Origin of the sequence: Hyphococcus sp., assembly GCF_041986965.1 — a bacterium.
Lineage (GTDB): Bacteria > Pseudomonadota > Alphaproteobacteria > Caulobacterales > Parvularculaceae > Hyphococcus.
The window spans coordinates 78802-100958 of the sequence record NZ_JBHIXB010000004.1; the positions used below are offsets into that span (position 1 = coordinate 78802).

The window sequence follows — 22157 nt, forward strand, 5'->3', positions numbered from 1 at the left end:
TTGCGGGGGCTTTAAGCCACTGATGATTGATGTTGAGTTGAGTGACGCGTCTCTTCGGGACTGGCTGCGCTCAAAAACACGGACCGCCCATGATCGTGCGGACGCGACCTTTGGCGCGCTTCTGCAGGAAGGCGCACAAGGCTATGCAACATTGCTTGCGGCGCATGCCTTGTCTGCGCCGGCTCTGTGTTTTCGCATCCGCATGCAGCCGACCCTGCCTTTTGCACCGGATTTCAGCCCGGCCCTCGTCACCGCTTTATTAAATCGCGACTTGCAGGCGCTGGGCCTGAAGACGCCAACGCCGCATCCCCCTGACGGGTTTTTAACGGCCGCAGAATGCGCCGGCGCCGCATACACGCTCGCCGGATCGCGTCTCGGCGCCAAAGTGATCGCGCGGCAATGGCGCGATGAATGGCCCGACAACCGCTTTTCAAGCGCTTATCTCAACCATGATAATCTCTTCGGTGACTGGCGAACCTTTTGCGGCCGTCTCAATGCCCTGGCAGACGGCGCACTCGACCGGGATCTCATCTTAAAAGGAGCCCTTGAAGCCTTCGCCCTTTTCGAAACGGCCTGCACAGCCGCCACGCCCCTCGCATCCGATGTCTGATCAGAACCAGTTTCAGGTCGACCTCACAAATTGTGATCGCGAGCCCATTCATCAGCTTGGCGCGATTCAGCAATTTGGATTCCTTCTGGCGGTGACGCCGGACTGGATCGTCAAACACGCCTCGCAAAATCTTTCCGATTTTCTCGGCGTCGAACCCGAAGAGGTGATCGGCGGGCGGCTGCCCGAAATCTTCACCGAGGCCGCAATCCTTCAGCTTCGCAACAGCCTTCACAATTTAAAAACCGCTGACAGCATCCAGTGCGTCCGGTCGGCAAGGTTGTCAGATAAGGCCGGCGAATACGACGTCGCCGTGCACCGGTCCGGCGACAGCATCATCATTGAGGCCGAACCGGCGGATGAAAGCGCCAGTCATCGTATTGCGCAAATCCGCAGCATGGCCGACGCTATCAAATCCTGCGATACGATCGAAAGCGCCAGCGCAGCGGCGGCGGACGAACTGCGGGACTATCTGCAATTCGACCGCGTCATGGTCTACCGCTTTAACCCGGACGGACATGGCGCCGTGATCGCGGAAAGCCGGCGTGACGATCTCGAATCCTATCTTGGCCTGAATTATCCGGCGTCAGACATTCCCAAACAGGCGCGCGAGCTTTACCGCCGCAATCTGCTGCGCATCATTTCCGACGTCAACGCGTCGCCTGTTCCAATATCGCCAGCGCTCAGTCCCGAAGGCGAACCGCTGGACCTTTCCCTCAGCCTTCTGCGGTCTGTTTCGCCGATCCATATCGAATATCTGAAAAATATCGGCGTCGGCGCATCCCTGTCCATATCGATCCTGCAGGACGGAAAACTCTGGGGGCTGTTCGCCTGCCATCATATGTCAGCAAAAGTGCTGCCGCAGAATGTGCGCACAGGCGCCGAACTTTTTGGCGAACTTTTCTCTGCTGTTCTGGCGCAGCGCACCGCCGACCTCCAGCGCGCGCATAGCCAGAAGGCGCGCGCCATTCACACAACGCTCATGCAGCAATTTGCGGGCGAAACATCGCTCGCCAATAATTTCAAGGATGTGAGCCGGCACTTTCAGCAGGTGATTTCCCACGATGGCGCGGCCGCTGTGATTGGCGACGATACTACAACCATAGGGGAAACACCGCCGCGCGAGGATTTTTGCAAACTCGCCCGGTTTTTGAACACCGCAGCGCCTGCCCGCGTCTTCTCCACCGACCGTCTTGGCGAGGCGTATGAGCCCGCGCGCGAATACGCCGCCACGGCTTCCGGCGTGCTCGCGCTGCCTGTCTCGCGGGAACCGCGCGATTACATCATTTTATTCCGCAAAGAACTCGTCCGTATGGTGAACTGGGCCGGCGACCCGGCCAAACCGGCCGAACTCGGTCCAAATGGCGCACGCCTGACACCGCGTAAAAGTTTTGAGCTCTGGCGCGAAGAAGTCCGGGGACAAAGCATGCCCTGGACAGAAAGCGAACTCGACGCGGCGGACGCCATGCGCATCACTCTTCTTGAAGTGGTGCTGAGGCTTACCGAGGCCGCGCGCCAGGATCGCGAAAAGGCAGAACAGCAACAAACATTCCTGATCGCCGAGCTTAATCATCGGGTGCGCAACATTTTGAACCTGATCAAGGGACTTGTGAATCAGTCACGCGGTCAGACCGCCTCGGTTGAAGCGTTCGCCGATATTGTCGGCGCCCGGATTGAATCCCTCGCAATGGCGCACGATCAAATTACGAAAGAGAACTGGAGCCCCGCCTCGGTCTACAAACTCATCGAGACCGAGGCGGCGGCCTATCTCAGCGAAAAGAAAATGCGCGTGCGCCTCTCCGGCCCGGACGCCATGCTTCACCCGGAAGCGTTCACCACCATGGCGCTCGTTTTCCATGAACTCATCACCAATTCCGCAAAGCACGGCGCGCTTTCAGACCGTAAGGGCGAAGTGCTGGTTGCGCTCGAGGAAAAGAGCGGCGGCCTCGCCATCAACTGGCGGGAGCGGAACGGACCAAAGGTCAAGAAGCCGACCCGGCGCGGCTTCGGCTCGACCATCATTGAACGCTCGGTGCCTTACGACCTCAAAGGCGACGCGAGCATCATTTACGAACCGGATGGCGTCAAAGCGTCGTTCAGCGTCCCCGAAAACTACGTCGCTTGTTTCGCTTCACCTTCGTCCAAGCCTTTGCAGCGGCGGATAAAATCTAAGCTTGGAGATGTCATGAAAGGCCGCGCTCTGATTATCGAAGATAATGTGATCGTCGCAATGGAGGCGGAAAGCATTCTCACGCAGCTTGGCGCCGACGACGTCAAACTCGTCTCGAATGTGAAAGCCGCGCTCGACGCGCTAGATAATCATCAATTCGACTACGCCATTCTCGACATCAATCTCGGAGATGAAAGCGGACTGGACATCGCCAGGAAGCTTGTCGAAAAAGGCGTTCCTTTCATTTTCACGACCGGCTATGGCGAAGACACGCTCGCCGCTGACGGCTATCCTGACGCCCCGGTCGCGTCGAAGCCTTACAACGCCGAATCGATCGCGGAAGCGTTGAGCAAGCTTTAGGCGGCCGAGGTCAGCTTTTCTTTCATAAGCTTGCCGGCGCGGCCGAAATCCATAGCGCCGCTATAGCGCTCTTTCAGAGCGCCCATGCATTTGCCCATGTCTTTCAATCCGGATGCGTCATATTCCTTGATCACATCAGTGACGGCGGACTGAATTTCGTCGTCGGAAAGCTGACGCGGCAGGAACTCGCGGATGACCTCGATTTCACTGCGCTCTTTTTCGGCCAGGTCCGGACGTCCGCCATTTTCAAAGGCGGCGGCGCTTTCTTCGCGCTGTTTCACCATCTTGGTGAGGATGGCGAGGATCTCTTCTTCTGTGGCGCCGTCGCAGCGGTCTTCCGCGCGGGCGGCGATGTCGCGGTCCTTGATGGCGGCGTTGATGAGCCGCAGGGTCGCGACGCGAAGCTTGGCGTCCCCGGCTTTCATAGCCGTCTTTAAGCTCGTGTCGATTTGCTCTCTGAGCATCTGATTCTCCATTACAGGCGCGCCAGTGGATTCAAAATCCGCGCCGCCTTTTTGATCTCCGCCATAAGAGATTGTTTTATCAGGATAATCCTTGGCTTATCCGTTATTGACCCTGGTGGTCCCTTCGCCTAGCTTCCGGCGCAATTTGCGCGCGGGCCAGCTTTCCTGCGAGACAGAGCCGCTAATCGCCAGCGCCATCGCGCAATCTTGCAATGCAACAAGGCCGCGAAGAGATAATTATAGATGAAAATTAGTCAAGCTTCCGCCGACCGTCCCACCGCCGCCCTGGTTCTGGCTGACGGAACAGTGATTTACGGACAGGGTCTCGGGGCCGTGGGTGAGGCCGTGGGCGAGGTCTGCTTCAACACGGCCATGACCGGCTATCAGGAAATCCTGACCGATCCGTCCTATGCAGGCCAGATCATCACCTTCACCTTTCCCCATATCGGGAATGTGGGCGTTAACGCCGAGGATGTTGAAAACGCCTCCCCGACGTCGGCGACCGCGGCGCGCGGCGCGATCTTCCGGGCCCTGGCGACAAGCCCGTCAAACTACCGCGCGCAGCTCGACCTTTCCGCCTGGATGCGCCGCCGCGGCATTATCGGCATCGCCGGCGTCGACACCCGCGCCCTCACCGCGCGCATCCGCGAGCTCGGCATGCCCCATGGCGTCATCGCCCACTCGCCCTCGGGCCGCTTCGACCTTGAGGATCTGCAAAAGCGCGCCGCCGACTGGGCGGGGCTTGAAGGCCGCGACCTCGCCAAGGATGTGAGCCCGGCGCAAGGCTACACATCCGATGAAAAGGGATGGGAATGGAACAAGGGCTATCTCGCCCATGACGGCTCCGGCCCGCATATCGTCGTCATCGATTATGGCGTGAAACGAAATATTCTGCGCCGCCTTGCCAGCGAGGGGTGCCGCGTCACCGTCGTTCCGGCGAAGGCGAGCTTCGAAGACATCATGGAAAAGAACCCCGCCGGCGTGGTCCTTTCCAACGGTCCGGGCGATCCGGCGGCGACGGGTGCTTATTCCGTGCCGGTGATCCGTAAGCTGATCGAGGCGCAAGTGCCCATCCTCGGCATCTGCCTCGGCCACCAGATGCTGGCGCTTGCCGCCGGCGCCAAGACCAAGAAAATGCCTCAGGGCCATCACGGCGCGAACCACCCGGTGAAAGACCTTTCCACGGGCAAGGTCGAAATCGTTTCCATGAATCACGGCTTCACCGTCGACGGCGACAACCTCCCCGCCAATGTGGAGGAAACGCATATTTCCCTGTTCGACGGCACCAACACCGGCATCGCGCTGAAAGACGCCCCGGCCTTTTCGGTGCAGTATCACCCCGAAGCCTCCCCCGGCCCGGAGGACAGCTTTTATATTTTCAGGCGGTTCCTCGACGGCCTGAAACAGGCGGCCTGACGCCCTCCGCGGAACCAAGCGGCTTTCCCGGTGTTTCCTGCCCGAACAAAGGTTGGAGGACACCGTGAATATTTACGACCGCATCAAGAAAGACCATGACGACGCCCGCGACGTCATGGACAAGCTGAAGGATACAACCGCGCGGGCGGAAAAAACGCGGCTGGAACTGTTCACCAAGTTCAAGCTCGACATGTGGGCCCACCACAAGGTCGAGGAAGCCGTGTTCTATTCTTTCCTGCGCGACGACACCAAGATGAGCAAGGACTCCTATGAGGCGCTCAACGAACATCACGTCGCCAATGGGCTTCTCGAAGAACTCGACACCTTTCCCGTCACCAGCGACGAGTGGGGCGTCAAATTTGGCGCGCTTTCTGAATTGATTGAACATCACATGGACGAGGAAGAAGAAGACTTCTTCCCGAAAGCGCGCAAGCTGTTGTCAAAAGAACAGGCGGATCTCATGGGCGAACGCTTCGATGCGCGCAAGAAAATCGTCCTTGCGGCGATCATGCCCTTAGATGAAGACGAAATACAGGCGGCGTAACCTCTCGTGAATGCGCTCATCCAGTGGACGGCGACGCTGCTCACCATCGTCGCCGCCAGTACGATCGCCGCCCATATCAGCCAGAAGGCGACCGGAATCGCCTTTGTCATTTTCACGATCTCGTCGCTTTTGTGGATTGCATTTGCGGCGATGGAGAATGATCACGGGCTTCTGGTCACCAATCTCGCTTTGACGGGCATCAATCTTCTCGGCGTCTACCGCTACCTGATCCGGGAAAAGCCCGCCGGATCATAGACTGCACAAGAGGCTGGCGCAGGCGCGGCGAGCCCGCTAGCGTTCGCCCATGCGCAGCGATCTTAAAGACACCTTTGAAAAGCTCACCACCGGCCGCGGCTTCACCAAGGAATCCGGCTTTCACGTTCGCGACTTCCGGGAAGGTTTCGTGGCGCTGGAGATGGCGCCCAAAGAATCGCTCGTTCAATTCATGGGCTATGTTCATGCAGGCGTGGTCACGGGTCTCGCCGATCACGCCGCCGGCGCGTGTTACGCGTCTGTTCTGCCCGAAGGCAAGGCGTGCCTCAGCATCGAACTCAAGATCAATTTCATGAAGCCCGCACAAGGCGACATGCTGGTCGCCGAGGCGACGGCGCTTTCCCGCGGCCGCTCCATCGGGGTCATCCGCTCCGATGTGTGGGCGGAAACCGGCGACAAGCGCGAAATGGTGGCGACAGCGCTTGTCACCCTCAAATCGATTTCGCTTTAGCCTTGGCAACCCCGCCCTGGCGCGCTTAGGTATGGACTATGAGCCAGTCCCAACCAGCGCCGCCCTTCACCGTCCGCATCGTGCCCGTGACGCCGTTTCAGCAGAACTGCTCGATTATCCGCGCGCCAAACGGCAAGGCGGCGGTTGTCGATCCCGGCGGCGAGCCGGAGAAAATTCTCCAGGCGGCGAAAGACTTCGACGCCGAGATTGAACAGATCTGGATCACCCATGGTCATCTCGACCATGCGGGCGGCGCCATGGCGGTGAAACGCGCTACAGGCGCGCCGATTATCGGTCCCCACAAGGAAGACACCTTCTGGCTCGACGAGATCGCCGATCATTGGGCCAAATACGGCCATCCCGGCATGGGCGAGAATTGCACACCGGACAAATGGCTCGATGACGGCGATGAAGTCGAGCTTGAGGGGCTGAAATTTCATGTCGTCACAACGCCCGGCCACACGCCCGGCCATGTGGTGCTCTACAATCAGGACGCCAATATCGCTTTTGTGGGCGACGTTCTTTTCGCAGGCTCCATCGGCCGGACGGATTTTCCCCGTGGAGATCATGAAACGCTGATCAATTCCATTACGCAGAAACTGTGGCCGCTTGGCGACGTGCAATTCGTGCCGGGGCACGGCCCCGCCTCCACCTTTAACCGCGAACGCCAGAACAATCCCTTCGTCGCGGACAGCGTCACAGGCTATGGCGGCGCAGCGACCAAGCCGGCGAATGAGATGGATCAGAAACTGTCAAAGCGCTGGCAGTAAAACGATCCGTATCGGTTTATTAAATGTCATCCCGGCCGAAGACCGGATTTACTCCGGGCTGAGAGCCGGGATCTCCAGCAATATGAATGTTAGTCACGAGATCCCGGATAAATGCTTTCAGCATTTTCCGGGATGACATTACTAAATTCAGGCTCAGTCGCTTAACTGTACAACAAACGTCCTGAAATAAACCCGGTCGCCAAAAGACGACATGTCGTTATTGGCGCCGTTGACGGCGGCGTAAAAAATAATCTCGCTGTCGGCGTCATCATCCACGTCTTCCGGCGCGGTCCAGGTCACTGTCCAGCTGACGCCCTCTTTCGCCGGAAGCGGCGCTGTTGAACGCACATCCTGTTCGTTCGCTTCCGTTCCTTTTTTGGCGTGATGAAAAACGCCGGCGCTGGCGCTCAACAGAAAACCGGCGATCTCGGCGCCGCTCGGCGCGAAATGAAGCGTCAGCTTATAGGTTTCGTCGGGCTCAACCGTCTCCGGCAGACCATCAAGCGACACGAAGGTGGAATTTTCTTCCGCTTCGAAGTCAAAATGACAGGTGACGCAACTTTGTGCGCCATTGAGATCGTCAGCGCCCCAGGGCGCGCCTTCGGGATAGGCGAACGCCGCCCCCGCCAAAACGCCAGCCGCGGCCGTCATGCTGAAAAGCGTTTTCATGGCGTCTAATCCGTCACCGGCGGGTCGACGATGGCGCGGCCCACATAATTTGTGTCCGCGCCGAACCAGACAGCCCCGGTTGGCGCGTAATAATGCATATGGCGAATACTGCCGCCGCCCGAGGGTACATTCGTTTCAGAGAAAAATTCCTCCGTTTCCGGATCAAATCCAGTAAAGACATTGGGCTCGACGCCGGTGGCGACCATCCATATCCGGCCCTGGCCGTCGGTCGCCATGCCATAGGGACGTGCGCCCTCGCCTTGCGGCATCGCCCATTCCTTAAACTTTTTTGTTTTCGGGTTATAAACGCCAAGCATGCCTTTTGCGTAATCGCCGTACCAGACGCGGCCATCGGCTGTGACTTCCACCCGGCGCGGGCGCGCTTCCTGACGCGGCAATTCAATTTCCGTGAGTTCAAGCGTTTCAGGATCAACATGCGCAAGCTTGTTGGTCCCGAAGAGATCGGCCCAGATAGATCCGTCAGGCGCGATCTTGATTCCATAAGGGCGCGAGCGTTCGGTTTTCGAGGGAATTAAAGCCACATCACGGCTTTCGATATTGAGGCGGCCGATGAAATTGCCGCCCTGCACCGTAAACCAGATATTTTTTTCGCCTTCGTCGAAGATGAGCGTATGCGGGTCGCGCGCCGCCGCATCCGGCATGGCGATTTCCTCGATCTCTTTCGTCTTCGGATCGAAACGCCCGATCAGCGCATTGCGGTTGCCGGCATACCAAACGACGCCGTCCGACCCGACAATGAGATTATGCGGGCCCGACCCTTCTTTCAGATCGACCTTGTAGATCTCGCCCGTTTCCGTGTTGAGATTGGCGAGATAACCGGTTCGCTGGCCAACGAACCATACGGAACTCGTACTTTCCGCATACGGATCACGCGGGCGCGAACTCTCATAAGGGACTTTCCACTCGCGGATGTCGACTGTTTCCGCAGCGACAGCAGGGCAAATGCAAAAGCATAGCGCCGCGGCAGCTTTGAAAAGCTTCATTTGAACCTCCCAGCCTCCCCCGGCGATTTATGACGCATTCATAGCATGCGCCGCGCCCGGGAAGGCCGGCAGGGACATAAAACTTTCGTTAGTTTGCCTAGTTCGCCACCCGGCGAAGACGGCTGAAATGCTCGTCCCAGCCTTTGTCGTGATCGGCGGCCATGTTGAAGGCGTTTTCCTCGACCTTCTCCCACCCCTCATGGACGAGTGTCAGAATTGTCCCGCCGTTTACGGCCTCAAGGGTCCAGGTGCAGGTGGTTTCCACCCCTTGCAGATAATTGTGCGTAAAGCTGTGCACGAGGCGTTCCGGCTTTTTCATTTCCAGCACTTTTCCCCAGCAAAGCTTTTCACCTTCCTTGCCGTAAGTGTTGGTGAGAAGGCTGTAATCGCCGCCCTCCTCAAGATCGCTAGCGCCTTCATGGAACCACAGCGCAAGCTGGTCAGCCTCGGTCAGAAATTTCCAGACATGCTCCGGCGGCGCTTTCAGGAAAAGGGTTTTGACGATTTTCATAGTGCTCATGTTGATTTCTCCACGACGGTTTTGAGTTTGGCGAGGCGGTCATCCCAGAAGCGGTCGAAGACATTGAGCCAATCAGCGGCGGTCTTGAGCGCTTGGGGGTTGAGGCGGTTGATGCGTTCCCGGCCCTTTGTCTCGACCGAAATCACCCCGCCCTCCTTCAAGATAGCGAGATGTTTCGCGATGGCGGGGCGCGTCATGTCGAACTCAGAGGCGATATCGGCGATGGGGCGCGGCCCGTCAGACAGCATGGAAATGATCGCCCGGCGGGTCGGGTCGGCAAGCGCACGGAAAACGGGCTGGGCGGGATCGGAAGCGAGCATTTTTCGGCCTCAAAATAAAACCTTATGGTTTCGCTTTATATGAAACCTTTTGGTGTTATGTCAAGCGCGCCTAAAAAAGCTGCTGAAGAACTTGAAAACTCTTTCCCTCTGCCCCTTTCGCTTCGCGACTGCTTCCCCTAAGAGAGCGCTTTAACCGACAATTGATTCCACAGATTCCCGCGCGCGAGCGGCCGCCCCGGTTTTGCTCGCATGTGCGGGGTTGCGCGCGAGTACGTAATGCCGAAACGCACAGACCTTTCCTCCATCCTCATCATCGGCGCCGGCCCTATCGTCATCGGCCAGGCTTGCGAGTTCGACTATTCCGGGGTGCAGGCGGTCAAAGCGCTGAAAGAGGAAGGCTACCGGGTCATCCTCGTCAATTCGAACCCGGCGACGATCATGACCGACCCGGAGCTTGCCGACGCCACTTATGTGGAGCCCATCACGCCGGAATTCGTGGAAAAAGTGATCGCCAAGGAGCGCCCTGACGCCTTGCTTCCCACCATGGGCGGTCAAACAGCCCTCAACTGCGCACTCGACCTGGAACAGGCGGGCATTCTCGAAAAATACAATGTGGAGATGATCGGCGCGCGCGCGGACGTCATCGAGAAAGCCGAAGACCGCGAAAAATTCCGCGTCGCGATGGAAAAGATCGGGCTCGAAAATCCGCGCTCGGCCATCGCCGCATCTCCGGCGGTTAAAAACGATCAAGGCAAAACCATCAGCTATGACCGCGCCTCGGGCGTCGCCAATGCGATGAAATATCTCGACGAAATCGGGTTGCCCGCGATTATTCGTCCCGCCTTCACGCTTGGCGGCACGGGCGGCGGCGTCGCCTATAACCGCGAAGAATTCGAACACTACGTCCGCACCGGCATTGAAGCCTCGCCTGTGGGCCAGGTGCTGATCGATGAAAGCCTGCTTGGCTGGAAAGAATTCGAGATGGAGGTTGTGCGCGACAAGGCGGACAACTGCATCATCGTCTGCTCCATTGAAAACGTCGATCCCATGGGCGTTCACACGGGCGATTCGATTACCGTGGCGCCGGCGCTGACCCTCACCGACAAAGAATTTCAGATCATGCGCAACGCCTCGATTGCCGTGATGCGCGAGATCGGCGTTGAGACCGGCGGATCGAATGTCCAGTTCGCTGTGAATCCGGACAATGGCCGCCTCGTCGTCATTGAAATGAACCCGCGCGTCTCGCGCTCCTCGGCGCTGGCGTCGAAAGCCACCGGCTTCCCGATTGCGCGCGTCGCGGCGAAGCTCGCCGTCGGCTACACGCTCGACGAACTCGACAATGACATCACCGGCGCGACGCCGGCGGCCTTCGAGCCGACCATTGATTATGTCGTCACGAAAATTCCGCGTTTCGCCTTCGAAAAGTTCCCGGGCGCGGAAGCAACGCTGTCGACCGCCATGAAATCCGTTGGCGAGGCCATGGCTATCGGCCGGTCTTTCGCGGAATCCATGCAAAAGGCCTTGCGCTCGCTCGAAACCGGTCTCTGTGGTCTCGATCCCATCGAGATCCCGGGTCTTGGCGAAGGCGATGACGCCAACGCATTTCGCGCGGCGCTGGCGGCGCCAACGCCGGACCGGTTGCGCGTCACGGCGCAGGCGTTCCGCCATGAACTACCGCTGGAGCAGATTCGCTCCATCACTCAGTATGATCCGTGGTTTCTGGAGCAAATCGCAGAAATCGTCGCCGCCGAACGCCAGATTGAGCGCGAAGGCCTGCCCGATGACGCCGAGGCGCTTCGCACGCTCAAAGCCATGGGCTTTTCCGACAAGCGCCTCGCGCAATTGTGCGAGGGAACAGAAAAAGAAGTGCGCGACCACCGGCGCACGCGCAAGGTCCATCCCGTCTTCAAACGCATCGACACTTGCGCCGCGGAATTCGCCGCCAAAACGCCTTATATGTATTCCGCCTACGAACCGTCTTTCGCCGGCGCGCCAGCTTGCGAAGCCAGTCCGTCTGACCGGAAGAAAGTCATCATTCTCGGCGGCGGCCCGAACCGCATCGGTCAGGGCATCGAGTTCGATTATTGCTGCTGTCACGCCGCGTTTGCGCTCGCCGATATCGGCGTCGAGTCGGTCATGGTGAACTGCAACCCGGAAACCGTCTCCACCGATTACGACACGTCAGACCGTCTTTATTTCGAACCCCTGACCGCCGAAGACGTCCTTGAGATTGTCGCAAAAGAACGCGAGAAAGGCGACCTTCTCGGCGTCATCGTGCAATATGGCGGACAGACGCCCCTGAAACTCGCCGGCATCCTTGAAGATGAAGGCGTTCCCATTCTCGGCACGCCTTATGACGCTATCGACCTCGCCGAAGACCGCGAGCGTTTCCAGAAACTCGTTCAAAAACTCGGGATGGTGCAGCCGAAAAACGCCACGGCCCCGAGCCGCGAGGCGGCCGCCGAAGCCGCCGAAGAAGTCGGCTATCCGCTGGTGACGCGTCCTTCTTACGTCCTTGGCGGGCGCGCCATGGAGATCGTGCGCGACAAGGCCGGGCTCGCCCATTACCTCGCCACAGCCCAGATCGAAATCAACGAAGACGAACCGCTGCTGCTCGACCATTATCTGCAAAACGCGGTCGAGGTCGATGTCGACGCCATTTGCGACGGTGAGGGTGTCTTCATCGCCGGCGTGATGGAGCATATCGAGGAAGCGGGCATCCATTCCGGCGACAGCGCCTGCTCGCTCCCGCCCTACACACTCTCCGACGCCATGATCGAGGCGTTGAAAGAACAGACCACGCGCATGGCGCTGGAGCTTGGCGTTGTCGGCCTGATGAACGTGCAATACGCCATCAAGGATGACGTCATCTATCTGCTCGAAGTGAACCCGCGCGCCTCGCGCACGGTGCCGTTCGTTGCGAAAGCCGTCGGCCTTCCCGTGGCGCGCATCGCCGCAAAAGTGATGGCGGGCGCAAAGATCAAGGACCTCGATCTCAAATGGCCGGAATTCACCCATGTGGCGGTGAAGGAAGTCGTCTTTCCGTTTTCCCGTTTTCCGGGCGTCGATACGGTGCTGGGCCCTGAAATGCGCTCCACCGGCGAAGTCATGGGCATCGACGTCAATTTCGACAAGGCGCGGGCGAAAAGCCTGATCGCCGCCGGCGCGCGCATCCCCATGAAGGGCTGCGTGTTCGTTTCGTTGAAAGACTCAGACAAGGCGCAGATGGTGAACGCGTCGCGCAAGCTCCTCGATATGGGATTCACCATTATCGCCACCGGCGGCACGGCGGATTACCTGAAAGCGCAAGGGTTAGACGTCGCCAAGGTCAACAAGGTGCTTGAAGGCCGCCCGCATATCGTCGACGCCCTTAAAAACGGCGAAGTCCATCTCGTCTTCAACACCACCGAAGGCGCGCAGTCGGTGAAGGATTCGCGCTCCATCCGGACCACAGCCCTCGCCCAGAAGATCCCCTGCATCACCACGGCCGCCGGCGCCCGGGCTGCGGTCCGCGCCATTGAGGCCATGCGGACCGGCAGCCTGGAGGTTGCGCCGCTTCAGGCCTACTTCGCGGCGATATAGAAAATCTATTAAATTTCAACAAGTTACGCGGATTTCAACCAGAATCCCCTTGAATTTCCCGCATAGCGAGCTTAAATAACCGGTCCGAAAATGAGCGACGGCCCGGCGAAACCGCCCGGCCGCGCTATTTTTTTCGTTTTACGGTCAAGAGGACCGGTCAGGCGAGCCAATCCGGGTTCGCCCCATTTGAGGAGAGAAAGGGGCCAGCGATGGAAAAATTTCCAATGACCCTCGGCGGCTATCAAAAGCTCGAAGCCGACCTGAAAAAACTGAAGAATGAAGAACGCCCGGCCGTGATCCAGGCGATCGCGGAAGCCCGCGCCCATGGCGACCTCTCCGAGAACGCCGAATATCACGCCGCGAAAGAGCGACAGGGCTGGATTGAATCCCAGATCCTCGATCTGGAAGACAAATACACCCGCGCCGAAGTGATCGACGTGTCGAAACTCGACGGCAATAGCGTCAAGTTCGGCGCCATCGTCACGCTCATCGACGAGGACACCGAGGAAGAAAAGATCTGGCAGATCGTCGGCGACCTTGAAGCTGACGTGAAACAACGCCGCATCTCCGTTTCTTCGCCCATCGCCCGCGCCCTGATCGGCAAGGAGCAAGGCGCCAGCGTCGAAGTCGCGGCCCCCGGCGGCGCGCGGTCCTATGAAATCGCGAAAGTGGTGTTCAAGTAAGCGCTGCTCGCCAAGAATTTTGAGTTACTGAAAACGCGCCTTTCGCAAGAGAGGCGCGTTTTTTCATGTCGGAAGAACAATCTCCCGGCGCCTGCCTTGATTTGAGATCAGTTGCCCCGTTTTCGCGTCTAGCTGATGGAATCCATGCTCCCCCGGATGGGTCTGGGCCAGTATGACCAGACCAGATCGTTCTGAACCGAGATGGGGGATTTCATGTCATTTCTATCAGCCGCATTTCTATCAGCCGCATTTCGCTTGCGCCGAGCTGTATTCGTCTTTGGTCTGTCCCTATGCGCATTTTTCGCTGCTCCGGCATTTTCTGAAGAGTCGCCCGAAGATCTTCATAAAGCCGCCATGCAGCGGCTAGCGCCCCTTGTCGGGGAATATACGGCTGGAGGCGTCCGCTACACGCAGGATGGCGAAATACCGCTTCAGGAAAATACTGCAAAGATCGACTATATCCTGAACGGCTTTGGCCTGGAGGAAAAAGTAAAAGTCGATATGGGCATGGAAGAGCCCGTCACTTTGCTCACCACTTTTAGCTATGATCCCTATCGGCAACTCTATCGTGTCAGCGTTTTGGACGACACATTCGGCCTGTTGGATATTTATGAAGGCCGTTTCAACGATAAGGGCGTTCTCTCTGTCACCAATCTCCGCGCAGACACCTACTTTCCTTTTGGCGACGACGGCGGACGGCTGCATTTCATGCTGCAGTGGTCGCTCAACTCACCAGTGAAGACTTTCGATGTCTTGATGACTTCGGACGGCGGCGCAACATGGCTGCCCTATTTCGAAATGAAATATACGCCCGTCCAATAACTTCAAAAAGGCCGCAAAACCATGCGCATTCTCGCCCTGTTGGCTGCAACGATACTATTTTTCTCCCCCTCGCTGGCGCAGGAACAGCAAAAATGGACGCCGGAACAACAGGCGATTGCCGAGCTCCTTGAAAACGGCCCGATGAATATCGAGACCAATTTCGAGGACTGGGATGACAAGTTTCATGAAGAGTGGACAGTCTGGTTCGCCGGACAGCCTTCGGTTCGGAAAAAGCCCGAACATATGGAAAGCGTGCGCAACTTTATCGGCCAAGGCGCCAAAGTCATTTCTTACACTGCGCAGTTCGCTGACATCACCGTCTACGGGAATACGGCCTTCGCGCGCTTCAATGCGGTTGAAGAGTTACGCAATCCGGACGGCTCTCCGCGCACTGTTTATTATGCCGGTACGGACTATCTGATCAAAGTCGATGGTCAGTGGAAAATCAGAGCGACGACCGTCGCGTTTACGCCCCCAGACGAAGAAAGCGAAGAATAGCGCCTACCCCTCGCCGATCATCTCCTTGACGGTGGCGGCGAGACCAACTTGGCGGCGGCTCAGCGCCCGGCGGCGCCCGGTCCTATGAAATCGCGAAAGTCGTGTTCAACTAAGCGCTGCGCGCCGATAATTTTGCGCTAATGGAAACGCGCTTTTCGAATGAGAGGCGCGTTTTATAGCATGTAACTCACATAGATTTATCACTAAATAGCATTTGATTTTTCGTATATGCGCCTCTCAAGTCGCCAGTCTTCGCTTTCAAGGCTGCGTCTGAGATAATAGTCAAACCTAGCAACACCGATCTCGCTAGATTTAATCTCGACACGGCCCATAGAACGAGCGCGAATTGCTTCTTCGTGAAGCGCTTGGAAAAACGCAAAAACACCAAGTTGTCGCCAATGGTCCGAATACGGCACTGATATCTCAATCTTCTCCCAAATATTGGATAATGTGGGGAATAGGCCCCGCTTCTGATCGTATATCACGCCGTCAGTGACCGATATTGTATGCGGCCACAAAACCTTGATCATTCGATAGAGCGTGTCCATTCTCATATTCTATCAACTTAATCACACTGAATATGCTTTTTACCCCTCGCCGATCATCTCCTTGACGATGGCGGCGAGGCCGACCTGGCGGCGGCGTTTCAGGCGTTCGGCGAAGAGGATTGAGCGCAGTAACTCTTCCGACTCGTTCAAATCGTAATTGACGATGACGTAGTCATATTCGGCCCAGTGAGACATTTCGGCGTCGGCTTTCGCCATGCGTTTTTGCACGACCTCTTCAGGGTCCTGGGCGCGCTGGCGCAAGCGGCGCTCAAGCTCTTCGCGTGACGGCGGAAGGATGAAGACCTTCACGACATCCTCGCCCGCAACCTCATCCAGTTGTTGCGCACCCTGCCAGTCAATATCGAACAGAACGTCCTTGCCCTGACGAAGCGTGTCCTCGACGAGTGAGCGCGGCGTGCCGTAATAGTGGCCGAAGACATTCGCCCATTCCATGAACTCGCCATTGTCGCGCATGCGTTTGAATTCGTCTTCGGAGACGAAGAAATAATCCTTGCCGTGGGCTTCCCCGGGGCGGCGCGGACGGGTTGTGGCCGAGATCGACAAGACCATCTCCCCGTCCTTGGTGAGGAGCCGCTCGGCCAGCGTCGTCTTGCCGGCGCCCGACGGGCTCGACAGGATGAACATCAGGCCCCTGCGGGCCACTTTAAGATCGCCGCCGATCATTGGTCTTCCCTATTCGATATTCTGAACCTGCTCCCGGACCTGATCGATCACGCGCTTGAGGTCAAGGCCGATACGCTTCAACTCCATATCCTGCGCCTTGGAGCAGAGCGTATTCGCCTCGCGATTGAGCTCCTGCGTCAGAAAGTCGAGATCGCGACCCACGGGACCTGATTTCGCGAGAAGCGCGCGGCCGGCGCCCACATGGGAGGACAGCCGGTCGAGCTCCTCGCGCACATCGGCCTTGATGGCGAGGAGCGAGGCCTCCTGCGCAAGGCGATCCTCAGGGACAGCGCCGTCCAGCAATTCCTTCAACTGCGCGGCGATGCGGTCACGAATGGCGCCCGGCATGGCGTCGGCGTTGGCGGCGGCCGCGCCGGTCAATTTCTCGATCGTGTCGAAATGCCCCGCGAGCACCTCGCCCATGGCGACGCCTTCCTTGCGGCGGGCGGCGGCGAGGCCGTCCAGCGCTTCGGCAAAGGATTTGAGGAGCGCGGCCGACAAGGCTTCGCGCGTCTCTACGCTCATTTCATCTTCGGCCTGCTCGATGACGCCCCTCAGCGCCAGCAATCCTTCCGCCTGCGGCGGCGCGCAATCAATCCGCAGGCGGATTTTATCGATCATGGCGACAACATTGTCGAGCATCGCCTCATTGATCGTATATCCGGCGTCCTGTCCGTCCTTGTTCAGGGTCAGGCCGATATTGAGCGTGCCGCGCGCCAGTTTTTGTTTTGCGAGCTTGCGCATCTCCGGATCAAGCGCATCGAAGCCGGCGGGCAGACGGGCGCGCCATTCAAGACCGCGGCCGTTGACCGAACGCACTTCCCAGATGTAACGCCAGCCGTCATATGCGCCTTCGATCCGGGCGAAGCCGGTCATGGAAGAAATATTGCCAACCACTAACGACCGCCCATCATCTGCCGCCCTGCGCGGCCCGGTCGCGCTCCACCCGGCGCCAGGCCGACACATTGGCCTGATGCTCGCGCAAGGTGGCGGCAAAGGCGTGGCCGCCCGTTCCATCGGCGACAAAGAACAGATCGTCCGTTTCCGCCGGGTTCAAAACGGCCGCAATCGACGCCTCACCGGGATTGGCGATAGGCGTCGGCGGCAGTCCGCGAATAACATAGGTGTTGTAAGGCGTTTCACCGCGTAGCTCGCTCAGCCGAATGCCGCGTCCCAGAGGTTCGCCGCCCGTCAGCCCGTAAATGATGGTCGGATCGGATTCCAGCCGCATACCCTTTTTAAGGCGGTTCACAAAGACGGCGGCGATGCGCGGACGCTCCTCGGCGACGCCTGTTTCCTTTTCAACGATGGAAGCAAGAATGATCGCTTCGGCCGGCGTTGAAAAAGGAAGCTCCATGGCGCGCCCGTCCCAGAGAGCGTCGATCAGCGCATCCTGATCCTTCATCATCCGGCGCACGAGATTGTCCCGCGTTTCGCCGCGGGTGAAGGCGAAGGTTTCCGGCAAGAGCTCGCCCTCACCCGGTTCAATCGTGATGTCGCCTTCAAGAACTTCGTTCTCATTCAACAGGCGGATGATCTGCGCTGTGGTGCGCCCTTCCGGCGCCGTGAAATAATGGAGAATGCTTTTGCCTTCGCGCAGTTGATCGATGATTTCAATCACGCTTGAGCGCGCCGGAATTTCATATTCTCCCGCCTTGATTTCGCTCTGCACGCCGCGGAGGCGCACCGCGGCGATGAAGATTTCCGGGTGCTCGATGACGCCTTTGTCCTCCAGCTGGTGCGCAATGGTCGAGACCGCGCTTCCCTGCGGCAAGAGAACGATCGCGCTCTCGCGCAAGGGGCCGGGCTTCACAGCCTCGCGATAGCCGAGATAGCCGCCCACGCCGAGCGCGATGGCCGCCAGCAGGCCAAGCCCGCCGATAAAAAAGAGAAAGCTTTTCACCGCGCCCCCACGCTGACTTGTTCTGCGCTGGGCGCTCCCTGCCTGATCTCTACTGGACATCCCGTCTCCCGCCAGCTCCCGCTCGATTCATGAGGGAGTTTAGCCGTCAACGCGCCGCATCACCAGAGAGGCGTTTGTGCCGCCAAAACCGAAGGAATTGGATAACGCCACGTTAATCGGCTTTTTGACCGCCTCTTTGGCGGCGAGATTGATGGGCGTCGCCACTGAAGGGTTATCAAGATTAAGGGTCGGCGGGGCGACGCCGTCACGCATGGCGAGGAGGCAGAAAATCGCCTCCACCGCGCCGGCGGCGCCGAGCAGATGGCCGATAGAGGATTTGGTGGAAGACATGACGAGCCCGTCCGCCGCATCGCCGAAAAGCCGCTCCACCGCTTTCAGCTCAATTTCATCGCCAACGGGCGTCGATGTGCCATGCGCGTTGACATAGTCGATATCTTTGGGAGAAACGCCGGCGCGTTTCAGCGCCATTTCCATGGAGCGGTAACCGCCATTGCCGTCCTCGGCAGGCGAAGTGATGTGATAGGCGTCGCCGGAAAGGCCATAGCCGATGATCTCGCCATAGATCTTCGCGCCACGCGCTTTCGCCTTTTCATATTCCTCAAGCATGACGAACCCGGAGCCTTCGCCCATGAGGAAGCCGTCGCGGTCCTTATCATAAGGACGCGAGGCTTTTTCCGGCGTATCATTGAAGTGCGTTGTGAGCGCCTTGCAGGACGAAAAGCCTGCAATGCCGATCGGACAGATCGCAGCTTCCGCGCCGCCTGCCAGCATGGCGTCTGCGTCGCCCAGCGCAATCAGCCGCGCCGCGTCACCGATCGCGTGTGCGCCCGATGAACAAGCCGTCACCACCGCGTGGTTCGGGCCTTTCATGCCAAGCTTGATCGAGACCTGACCCGACACGAGATTGATAAGATTGCCGGTGATGAAGAACGGGGAGACCCGGCGCGGGCCTTTATTGTTCAGGACCAGCACTTCGTCTTCGATGCCCGAAAGACCGCCAATGCCCGAGCCGGTCATAACACCGGCGCGTTCGCGCTCTTCTTCGTTTTTGAATTCCAGGCCTGAATCCTTAAACGCCATCTGCGCGGCGGCCATGCCGAAGACGATAAACGGATTCATGCGGCGCTGTTCGCGCGGCTCGACCCATTCATCGGCGTTAAACGCCGCGTCGCCCGCCTTGTCGCCGCCGCGGGTTCCGTCCGTCAGCGGAACGGAGGCGGCGATGCGGCAGGGAAGGTTTGACGCGTCAAACTGTTCGATGGGTCCGGCGCCGCTTTCGCCATTGATGAGACGACGCCATACGGAATCGAGCCCCGCCCCTAAAGGCGTGACCAATCCCATTCCTGTAACGACAACGCGGCGCATAAAGACCAACTCCGGACTTGGGGAAGCCGACGGGCCTTTGCGCTGGGAATGGCTGACGCCGATGCGGTTTTCTTGAAAACCCGTCAACGGCGCCGCCAGGCGAAACGGCCCTGTCGGCTCGTTATCGGGAAGAACAGTCGATTATGACTTTTGTTCTTCGATAAATTTGATGGCGTCGCCGACCGTCTGGATGGTCTCGGCGGCGTCATCGGGAATCTCAACATCGAATTCTTCTTCGAACGCCATCACGAGTTCGACAATATCAAGACTGTCGGCGCCGAGATCGTCGATGAAGCTGGCTTTCGGCTCAACCTTGGCCGCATCCACATCAAGATGCTCGACAACAATTTTCTTCACGCGTTCTGCAAGATCAGACATTCAACGCTCCTTGGTAAAAACGGTTATTTACGATTTTCAGATGAAACCTGAAAGACGGTTTCTCATCGGGGGTTAAACGGGGCCGCCCGGGAAAACTCCCTTGGAGCGGGTTCGGAGGGCGGATTACGGCATATTGCAGATTGTTGCAACGCCAAAACCGCCGCAGGCAAAGCCATTTCTGTGATCTATAACATCGCCATACCGCCATTTACATGGAGAGTCTGGCCGGTGACATAGCGCCCCTCGTCCGAGGAGAGGTAAATCGCAGCTGCAGCAATGTCCTCGGGCGCGCCCATGGCGCCTGCCGGAATCTTGCCGAGAATCGCTTCTTTCTGCTGATCATTGAGGGCGTCGGTCATGGCGGTGGCGATGAAGCCCGGCGCGATGCAATTGACGGTGACATTGCGGCTTGCGACTTCCTGCGCGAGCGATTTCGACATGCCGATCATCCCGGCTTTCGAGGCGGCGTAATTCGCCTGGCCCGCATTGCCGGTGACGCCGACAACCGACGTCACGCCAATGATGCGGCCGAAACGCTGCTTGGTCATGCCGCGCAGAGACGCCTTCGCCAGACGGAAATAGGCCGTGAGATTGATCTTGATGACCTCTTCCCACATGTCGGGTTTCATCATCATCATCAGGGTGTCGCGGGTGACGCCCGCATTGGAGACGACGATGTCGAGCCCGCCCATGGCTTCGGACGCCGTTTTCGGCAGCGCATCCACCGCATCGAGATCGGAAAGATTGCATGGCGTCACATGAACGCGCTCTTTAAGGTCGCCGGCCAGCGCTTCAAGTTTTTCCGCCCGCGTGCCGGAAATAGCGACGGCGGCGCCTTGTGCGTGCAGCGCTCTGGCGACCGCTTCGCCGATGCCGCCGGTGGCGCCGGTGACAAGCGCCCGCTTGCCCGAAAGATCAAACATTCCGCATCCTTTCTTTTGAGTACGGAGAACTTCGCTTCAGAGCCCGAATTCCTATTCAACAACACCCTGGAAACGGGGTTTATCAGACGTTCGACCGCCCGAACACGATGCGTCTCGGGCTCTATAATCAAAGAATAAGAACCCGCGCCCTTATCGTGTTGAGGCTGGCTGACGTCTGACCATCTGATATCTGCTCCATTGTTGCATTGTCGCTTGGGCTCTTAAGCTTTTACGAAAGCTTCTATATCGCCCGGCTCGCTCACATTGAGGCTCTGCACATCGCGGTTGATGCGTTTGATAAGCCCGGAAAGAACCTTGCCGGCGCCGACTTCGACAAAGAGTTCGCAACCGTCTTTAGCCATATGATTGACGCTTTCGGTCCAGCGCACACGGCCCGTCACCTGCTTTACCAGAAGATCGCGGATGGACGCCGGATTGGCGACGTCTTTCGCCGTGACATTGGCGACCAGGGTCGTCGCAGGCGCAACAATCTTCACCTCAGCCAGCGCTTCTTTCATGCGCTCGGCGGCGGGCGTCATCAATGACGAGTGAAACGGCGCCGAAACCGGCAGCAATTTCGCGATCTTGGCGCCGAATTCTTTCGCGCCGGCGCAAACCGCTTCGACGCGGGCTTTCTCTCCGGAAATCACGACCTGTCCGGGCGCATTGTCATTGGCGATTTCGCACACGCCCTCGCCTTCGGCGGCGTCTATGGCTTTTTGCGCCGCTTCGAGATCGACGCCGATCAGCGCCGCCATGGCGCCTTCGCCGACAGGAACGGCCGCCTGCATCGCCTCGCCACGAATGCGCAGGAGCTTCGCCGTATCCGAAAGACTGATCGCCCGCGCAGCACACAGGGCGGAATACTCGCCGAGAGAATGTCCGGCGACGAACATAGCGTTGGAAATGTCAGCGCCGGCCTCAGTCTCCAGAACGCGCATCGCCGCGATGGAATGAGCCATGAGCGCCGGTTGCGTATTGGCGGTCAGCGTCAGCTCCTCCATGGGGCCTTCGCGCATCAGCTTGGACAGTTTCTGGCCGAGGGCCTCATCCACCTCTTCAAAGACTTCACGCGCCGCCGGAAAGGCGTCGGCTAGGCTCGCGCCCATGCCCACCGCCTGGCTGCCTTGTCCGGGAAATACAAAAGCTCGCGTCATCGCCGCGCCGCCGCTCCTTAAAGTTAATCAGGCCCGCGGACATAGCGACGCTGGCCCGCAAGGG

General features: G+C 58.6%; 24 protein-coding genes. 11 read left to right on the forward strand and 13 right to left on the reverse strand.

All coding sequences use genetic code 11. The features are described from left to right. Positions 1-22 precede the first annotated feature (22 nt). Complete coding sequence (locus ACFC5L_RS16845) at positions 23-610, forward strand: biliverdin-producing heme oxygenase (RefSeq protein WP_375203860.1); 588 nt, start codon at positions 23-25, stop codon at positions 608-610. Beyond that, positions 603-3137, forward strand: coding sequence for an HWE histidine kinase domain-containing protein (locus ACFC5L_RS16850; RefSeq protein WP_375203861.1), 2535 nt, complete (start codon positions 603-605; stop codon positions 3135-3137). Before ACFC5L_RS16845 ends, ACFC5L_RS16850 begins: the two co-directional genes overlap by 8 nt. Here the strand turns inward: ACFC5L_RS16850 and ACFC5L_RS16855 are convergent. Further along, complete coding sequence (locus tag ACFC5L_RS16855) at positions 3134-3601, reverse strand: GatB/YqeY domain-containing protein (protein WP_375203862.1); 468 nt, start codon at positions 3599-3601, stop codon at positions 3134-3136. The genes ACFC5L_RS16850 and ACFC5L_RS16855 overlap by 4 nt on opposite strands. A 249-nt stretch (positions 3602-3850) precedes the next feature. On the opposite strand from ACFC5L_RS16855, the gene carA reads away from it, so the two are divergent. The 5 genes from carA (at position 3851) to ACFC5L_RS16880 (ending at position 7055) form a co-directional block, all read left to right on the forward strand. Then, complete coding sequence (gene carA / locus ACFC5L_RS16860; RefSeq protein ID WP_375204071.1) at positions 3851-5017, forward strand: glutamine-hydrolyzing carbamoyl-phosphate synthase small subunit; 1167 nt, start codon at positions 3851-3853, stop codon at positions 5015-5017. Between the two features lie 64 nt (positions 5018-5081). Beyond that, entirely contained in the window at positions 5082-5561 is a 480-nt protein-coding gene (locus ACFC5L_RS16865; protein WP_375203863.1) for a hemerythrin domain-containing protein, read from the forward strand. A 6-nt stretch (positions 5562-5567) separates the two neighbouring features. Further along, positions 5568-5816, forward strand: a complete 249-nt coding sequence (locus tag ACFC5L_RS16870; RefSeq protein ID WP_375203864.1) for a hypothetical protein — start codon at positions 5568-5570, stop codon at positions 5814-5816. Between the two features lie 49 nt (positions 5817-5865). After that, a complete protein-coding gene (locus tag ACFC5L_RS16875; RefSeq protein WP_375203865.1) occupies positions 5866-6285 on the forward strand; it encodes a PaaI family thioesterase in 420 nt (139 codons plus the stop codon). Positions 6286-6323: 38 nt separating this feature from the next. Then, on the forward strand, positions 6324-7055 hold the full coding sequence (locus ACFC5L_RS16880) for an MBL fold metallo-hydrolase (RefSeq protein WP_375203866.1): 732 nt from the start codon (positions 6324-6326) through the stop codon (positions 7053-7055). 153 nt (positions 7056-7208) lie between these two features. Here the strand turns inward: ACFC5L_RS16880 and ACFC5L_RS16885 are convergent, their stop codons facing one another. The 4 genes from ACFC5L_RS16885 to ACFC5L_RS16900 form a co-directional block, all read right to left on the reverse strand. Beyond that, the gene (locus tag ACFC5L_RS16885; RefSeq protein WP_375203867.1) at positions 7209-7724 is read right to left on the reverse strand and encodes a choice-of-anchor V domain-containing protein; all 516 of its coding nucleotides are present in this window, start codon (positions 7722-7724) and stop codon (positions 7209-7211) included. A gap of 5 nt (positions 7725-7729) precedes the next feature. After that, a complete protein-coding gene (locus ACFC5L_RS16890) occupies positions 7730-8728 on the reverse strand; it encodes a Vgb family protein (protein ID WP_375203868.1) in 999 nt (332 codons plus the stop codon). A gap of 97 nt (positions 8729-8825) precedes the next feature. Further along, a complete protein-coding gene (locus ACFC5L_RS16895) occupies positions 8826-9248 on the reverse strand; it encodes an SRPBCC family protein (RefSeq protein WP_375203869.1) in 423 nt (140 codons plus the stop codon). Next, entirely contained in the window at positions 9245-9568 is a 324-nt protein-coding gene (locus ACFC5L_RS16900; protein ID WP_375203870.1) for an ArsR/SmtB family transcription factor, read from the reverse strand. The genes ACFC5L_RS16895 and ACFC5L_RS16900 overlap by 4 nt, the downstream gene beginning before the upstream one ends. Positions 9569-9805: 237 nt before the next feature. Here ACFC5L_RS16900 and carB point away from each other — a divergent pair, with 237 nt between their 5' ends. The 4 genes from carB to ACFC5L_RS16920 all read left to right on the forward strand — a co-directional run bounded on the left by carB (position 9806) and on the right by ACFC5L_RS16920 (position 15114). Continuing rightward, entirely contained in the window at positions 9806-13111 is a 3306-nt protein-coding gene (gene carB / locus ACFC5L_RS16905; protein WP_375203871.1) for a carbamoyl-phosphate synthase large subunit, read from the forward strand. A 209-nt stretch (positions 13112-13320) separates the two neighbouring features. Then, positions 13321-13794, forward strand: coding sequence for a transcription elongation factor GreA (greA, locus tag ACFC5L_RS16910; protein ID WP_375203872.1), 474 nt, complete (start codon positions 13321-13323; stop codon positions 13792-13794). A gap of 201 nt (positions 13795-13995) precedes the next feature. Beyond that, the gene (locus tag ACFC5L_RS16915) at positions 13996-14616 is read left to right on the forward strand and encodes a DUF1579 family protein (protein WP_375203873.1); all 621 of its coding nucleotides are present in this window, start codon (positions 13996-13998) and stop codon (positions 14614-14616) included. A gap of 21 nt (positions 14617-14637) precedes the next feature. Beyond that, entirely contained in the window at positions 14638-15114 is a 477-nt protein-coding gene (locus ACFC5L_RS16920; RefSeq protein ID WP_375203874.1) for a nuclear transport factor 2 family protein, read from the forward strand. A 203-nt stretch (positions 15115-15317) separates the two neighbouring features. On the opposite strand, the gene ACFC5L_RS16925 is transcribed toward ACFC5L_RS16920, so the two are convergent. From ACFC5L_RS16925 to fabD, 8 genes are all read right to left on the reverse strand, one after another. Then, positions 15318-15662, reverse strand: a complete 345-nt coding sequence (locus ACFC5L_RS16925; RefSeq protein ID WP_375203875.1) for a hypothetical protein — start codon at positions 15660-15662, stop codon at positions 15318-15320. A 39-nt stretch (positions 15663-15701) separates the two neighbouring features. Continuing rightward, positions 15702-16346 carry a guanylate kinase gene (gene gmk, locus ACFC5L_RS16930; protein WP_375203876.1) on the reverse strand — a complete coding sequence of 215 codons (645 nt, stop codon included), beginning with the start codon at positions 16344-16346 and terminating at the stop codon, positions 15702-15704. Between the two features lie 9 nt (positions 16347-16355). Next, positions 16356-17243, reverse strand: a complete 888-nt coding sequence (locus ACFC5L_RS16935) for a YicC/YloC family endoribonuclease (protein ID WP_375203877.1) — start codon at positions 17241-17243, stop codon at positions 16356-16358. Between the two features lie 13 nt (positions 17244-17256). After that, positions 17257-18309, reverse strand: coding sequence for an endolytic transglycosylase MltG (gene mltG, locus ACFC5L_RS16940; RefSeq protein WP_375203878.1), 1053 nt, complete (start codon positions 18307-18309; stop codon positions 17257-17259). A gap of 39 nt (positions 18310-18348) precedes the next feature. Next, positions 18349-19635, reverse strand: a complete 1287-nt coding sequence (fabF, locus tag ACFC5L_RS16945) for a beta-ketoacyl-ACP synthase II (RefSeq protein ID WP_375204072.1) — start codon at positions 19633-19635, stop codon at positions 18349-18351. Positions 19636-19776: 141 nt separating this feature from the next. Next, on the reverse strand, positions 19777-20013 hold the full coding sequence (locus ACFC5L_RS16950) for an acyl carrier protein (RefSeq protein ID WP_104832297.1): 237 nt from the start codon (positions 20011-20013) through the stop codon (positions 19777-19779). Positions 20014-20198: 185 nt separating this feature from the next. Then, positions 20199-20936, reverse strand: coding sequence for a 3-oxoacyl-[acyl-carrier-protein] reductase (gene fabG / locus ACFC5L_RS16955; protein ID WP_375203879.1), 738 nt, complete (start codon positions 20934-20936; stop codon positions 20199-20201). A gap of 221 nt (positions 20937-21157) precedes the next feature. After that, the gene (gene fabD, locus ACFC5L_RS16960) at positions 21158-22093 is read right to left on the reverse strand and encodes an ACP S-malonyltransferase (protein WP_375203880.1); all 936 of its coding nucleotides are present in this window, start codon (positions 22091-22093) and stop codon (positions 21158-21160) included. Positions 22094-22157: the final 64 nt, after the last annotated feature.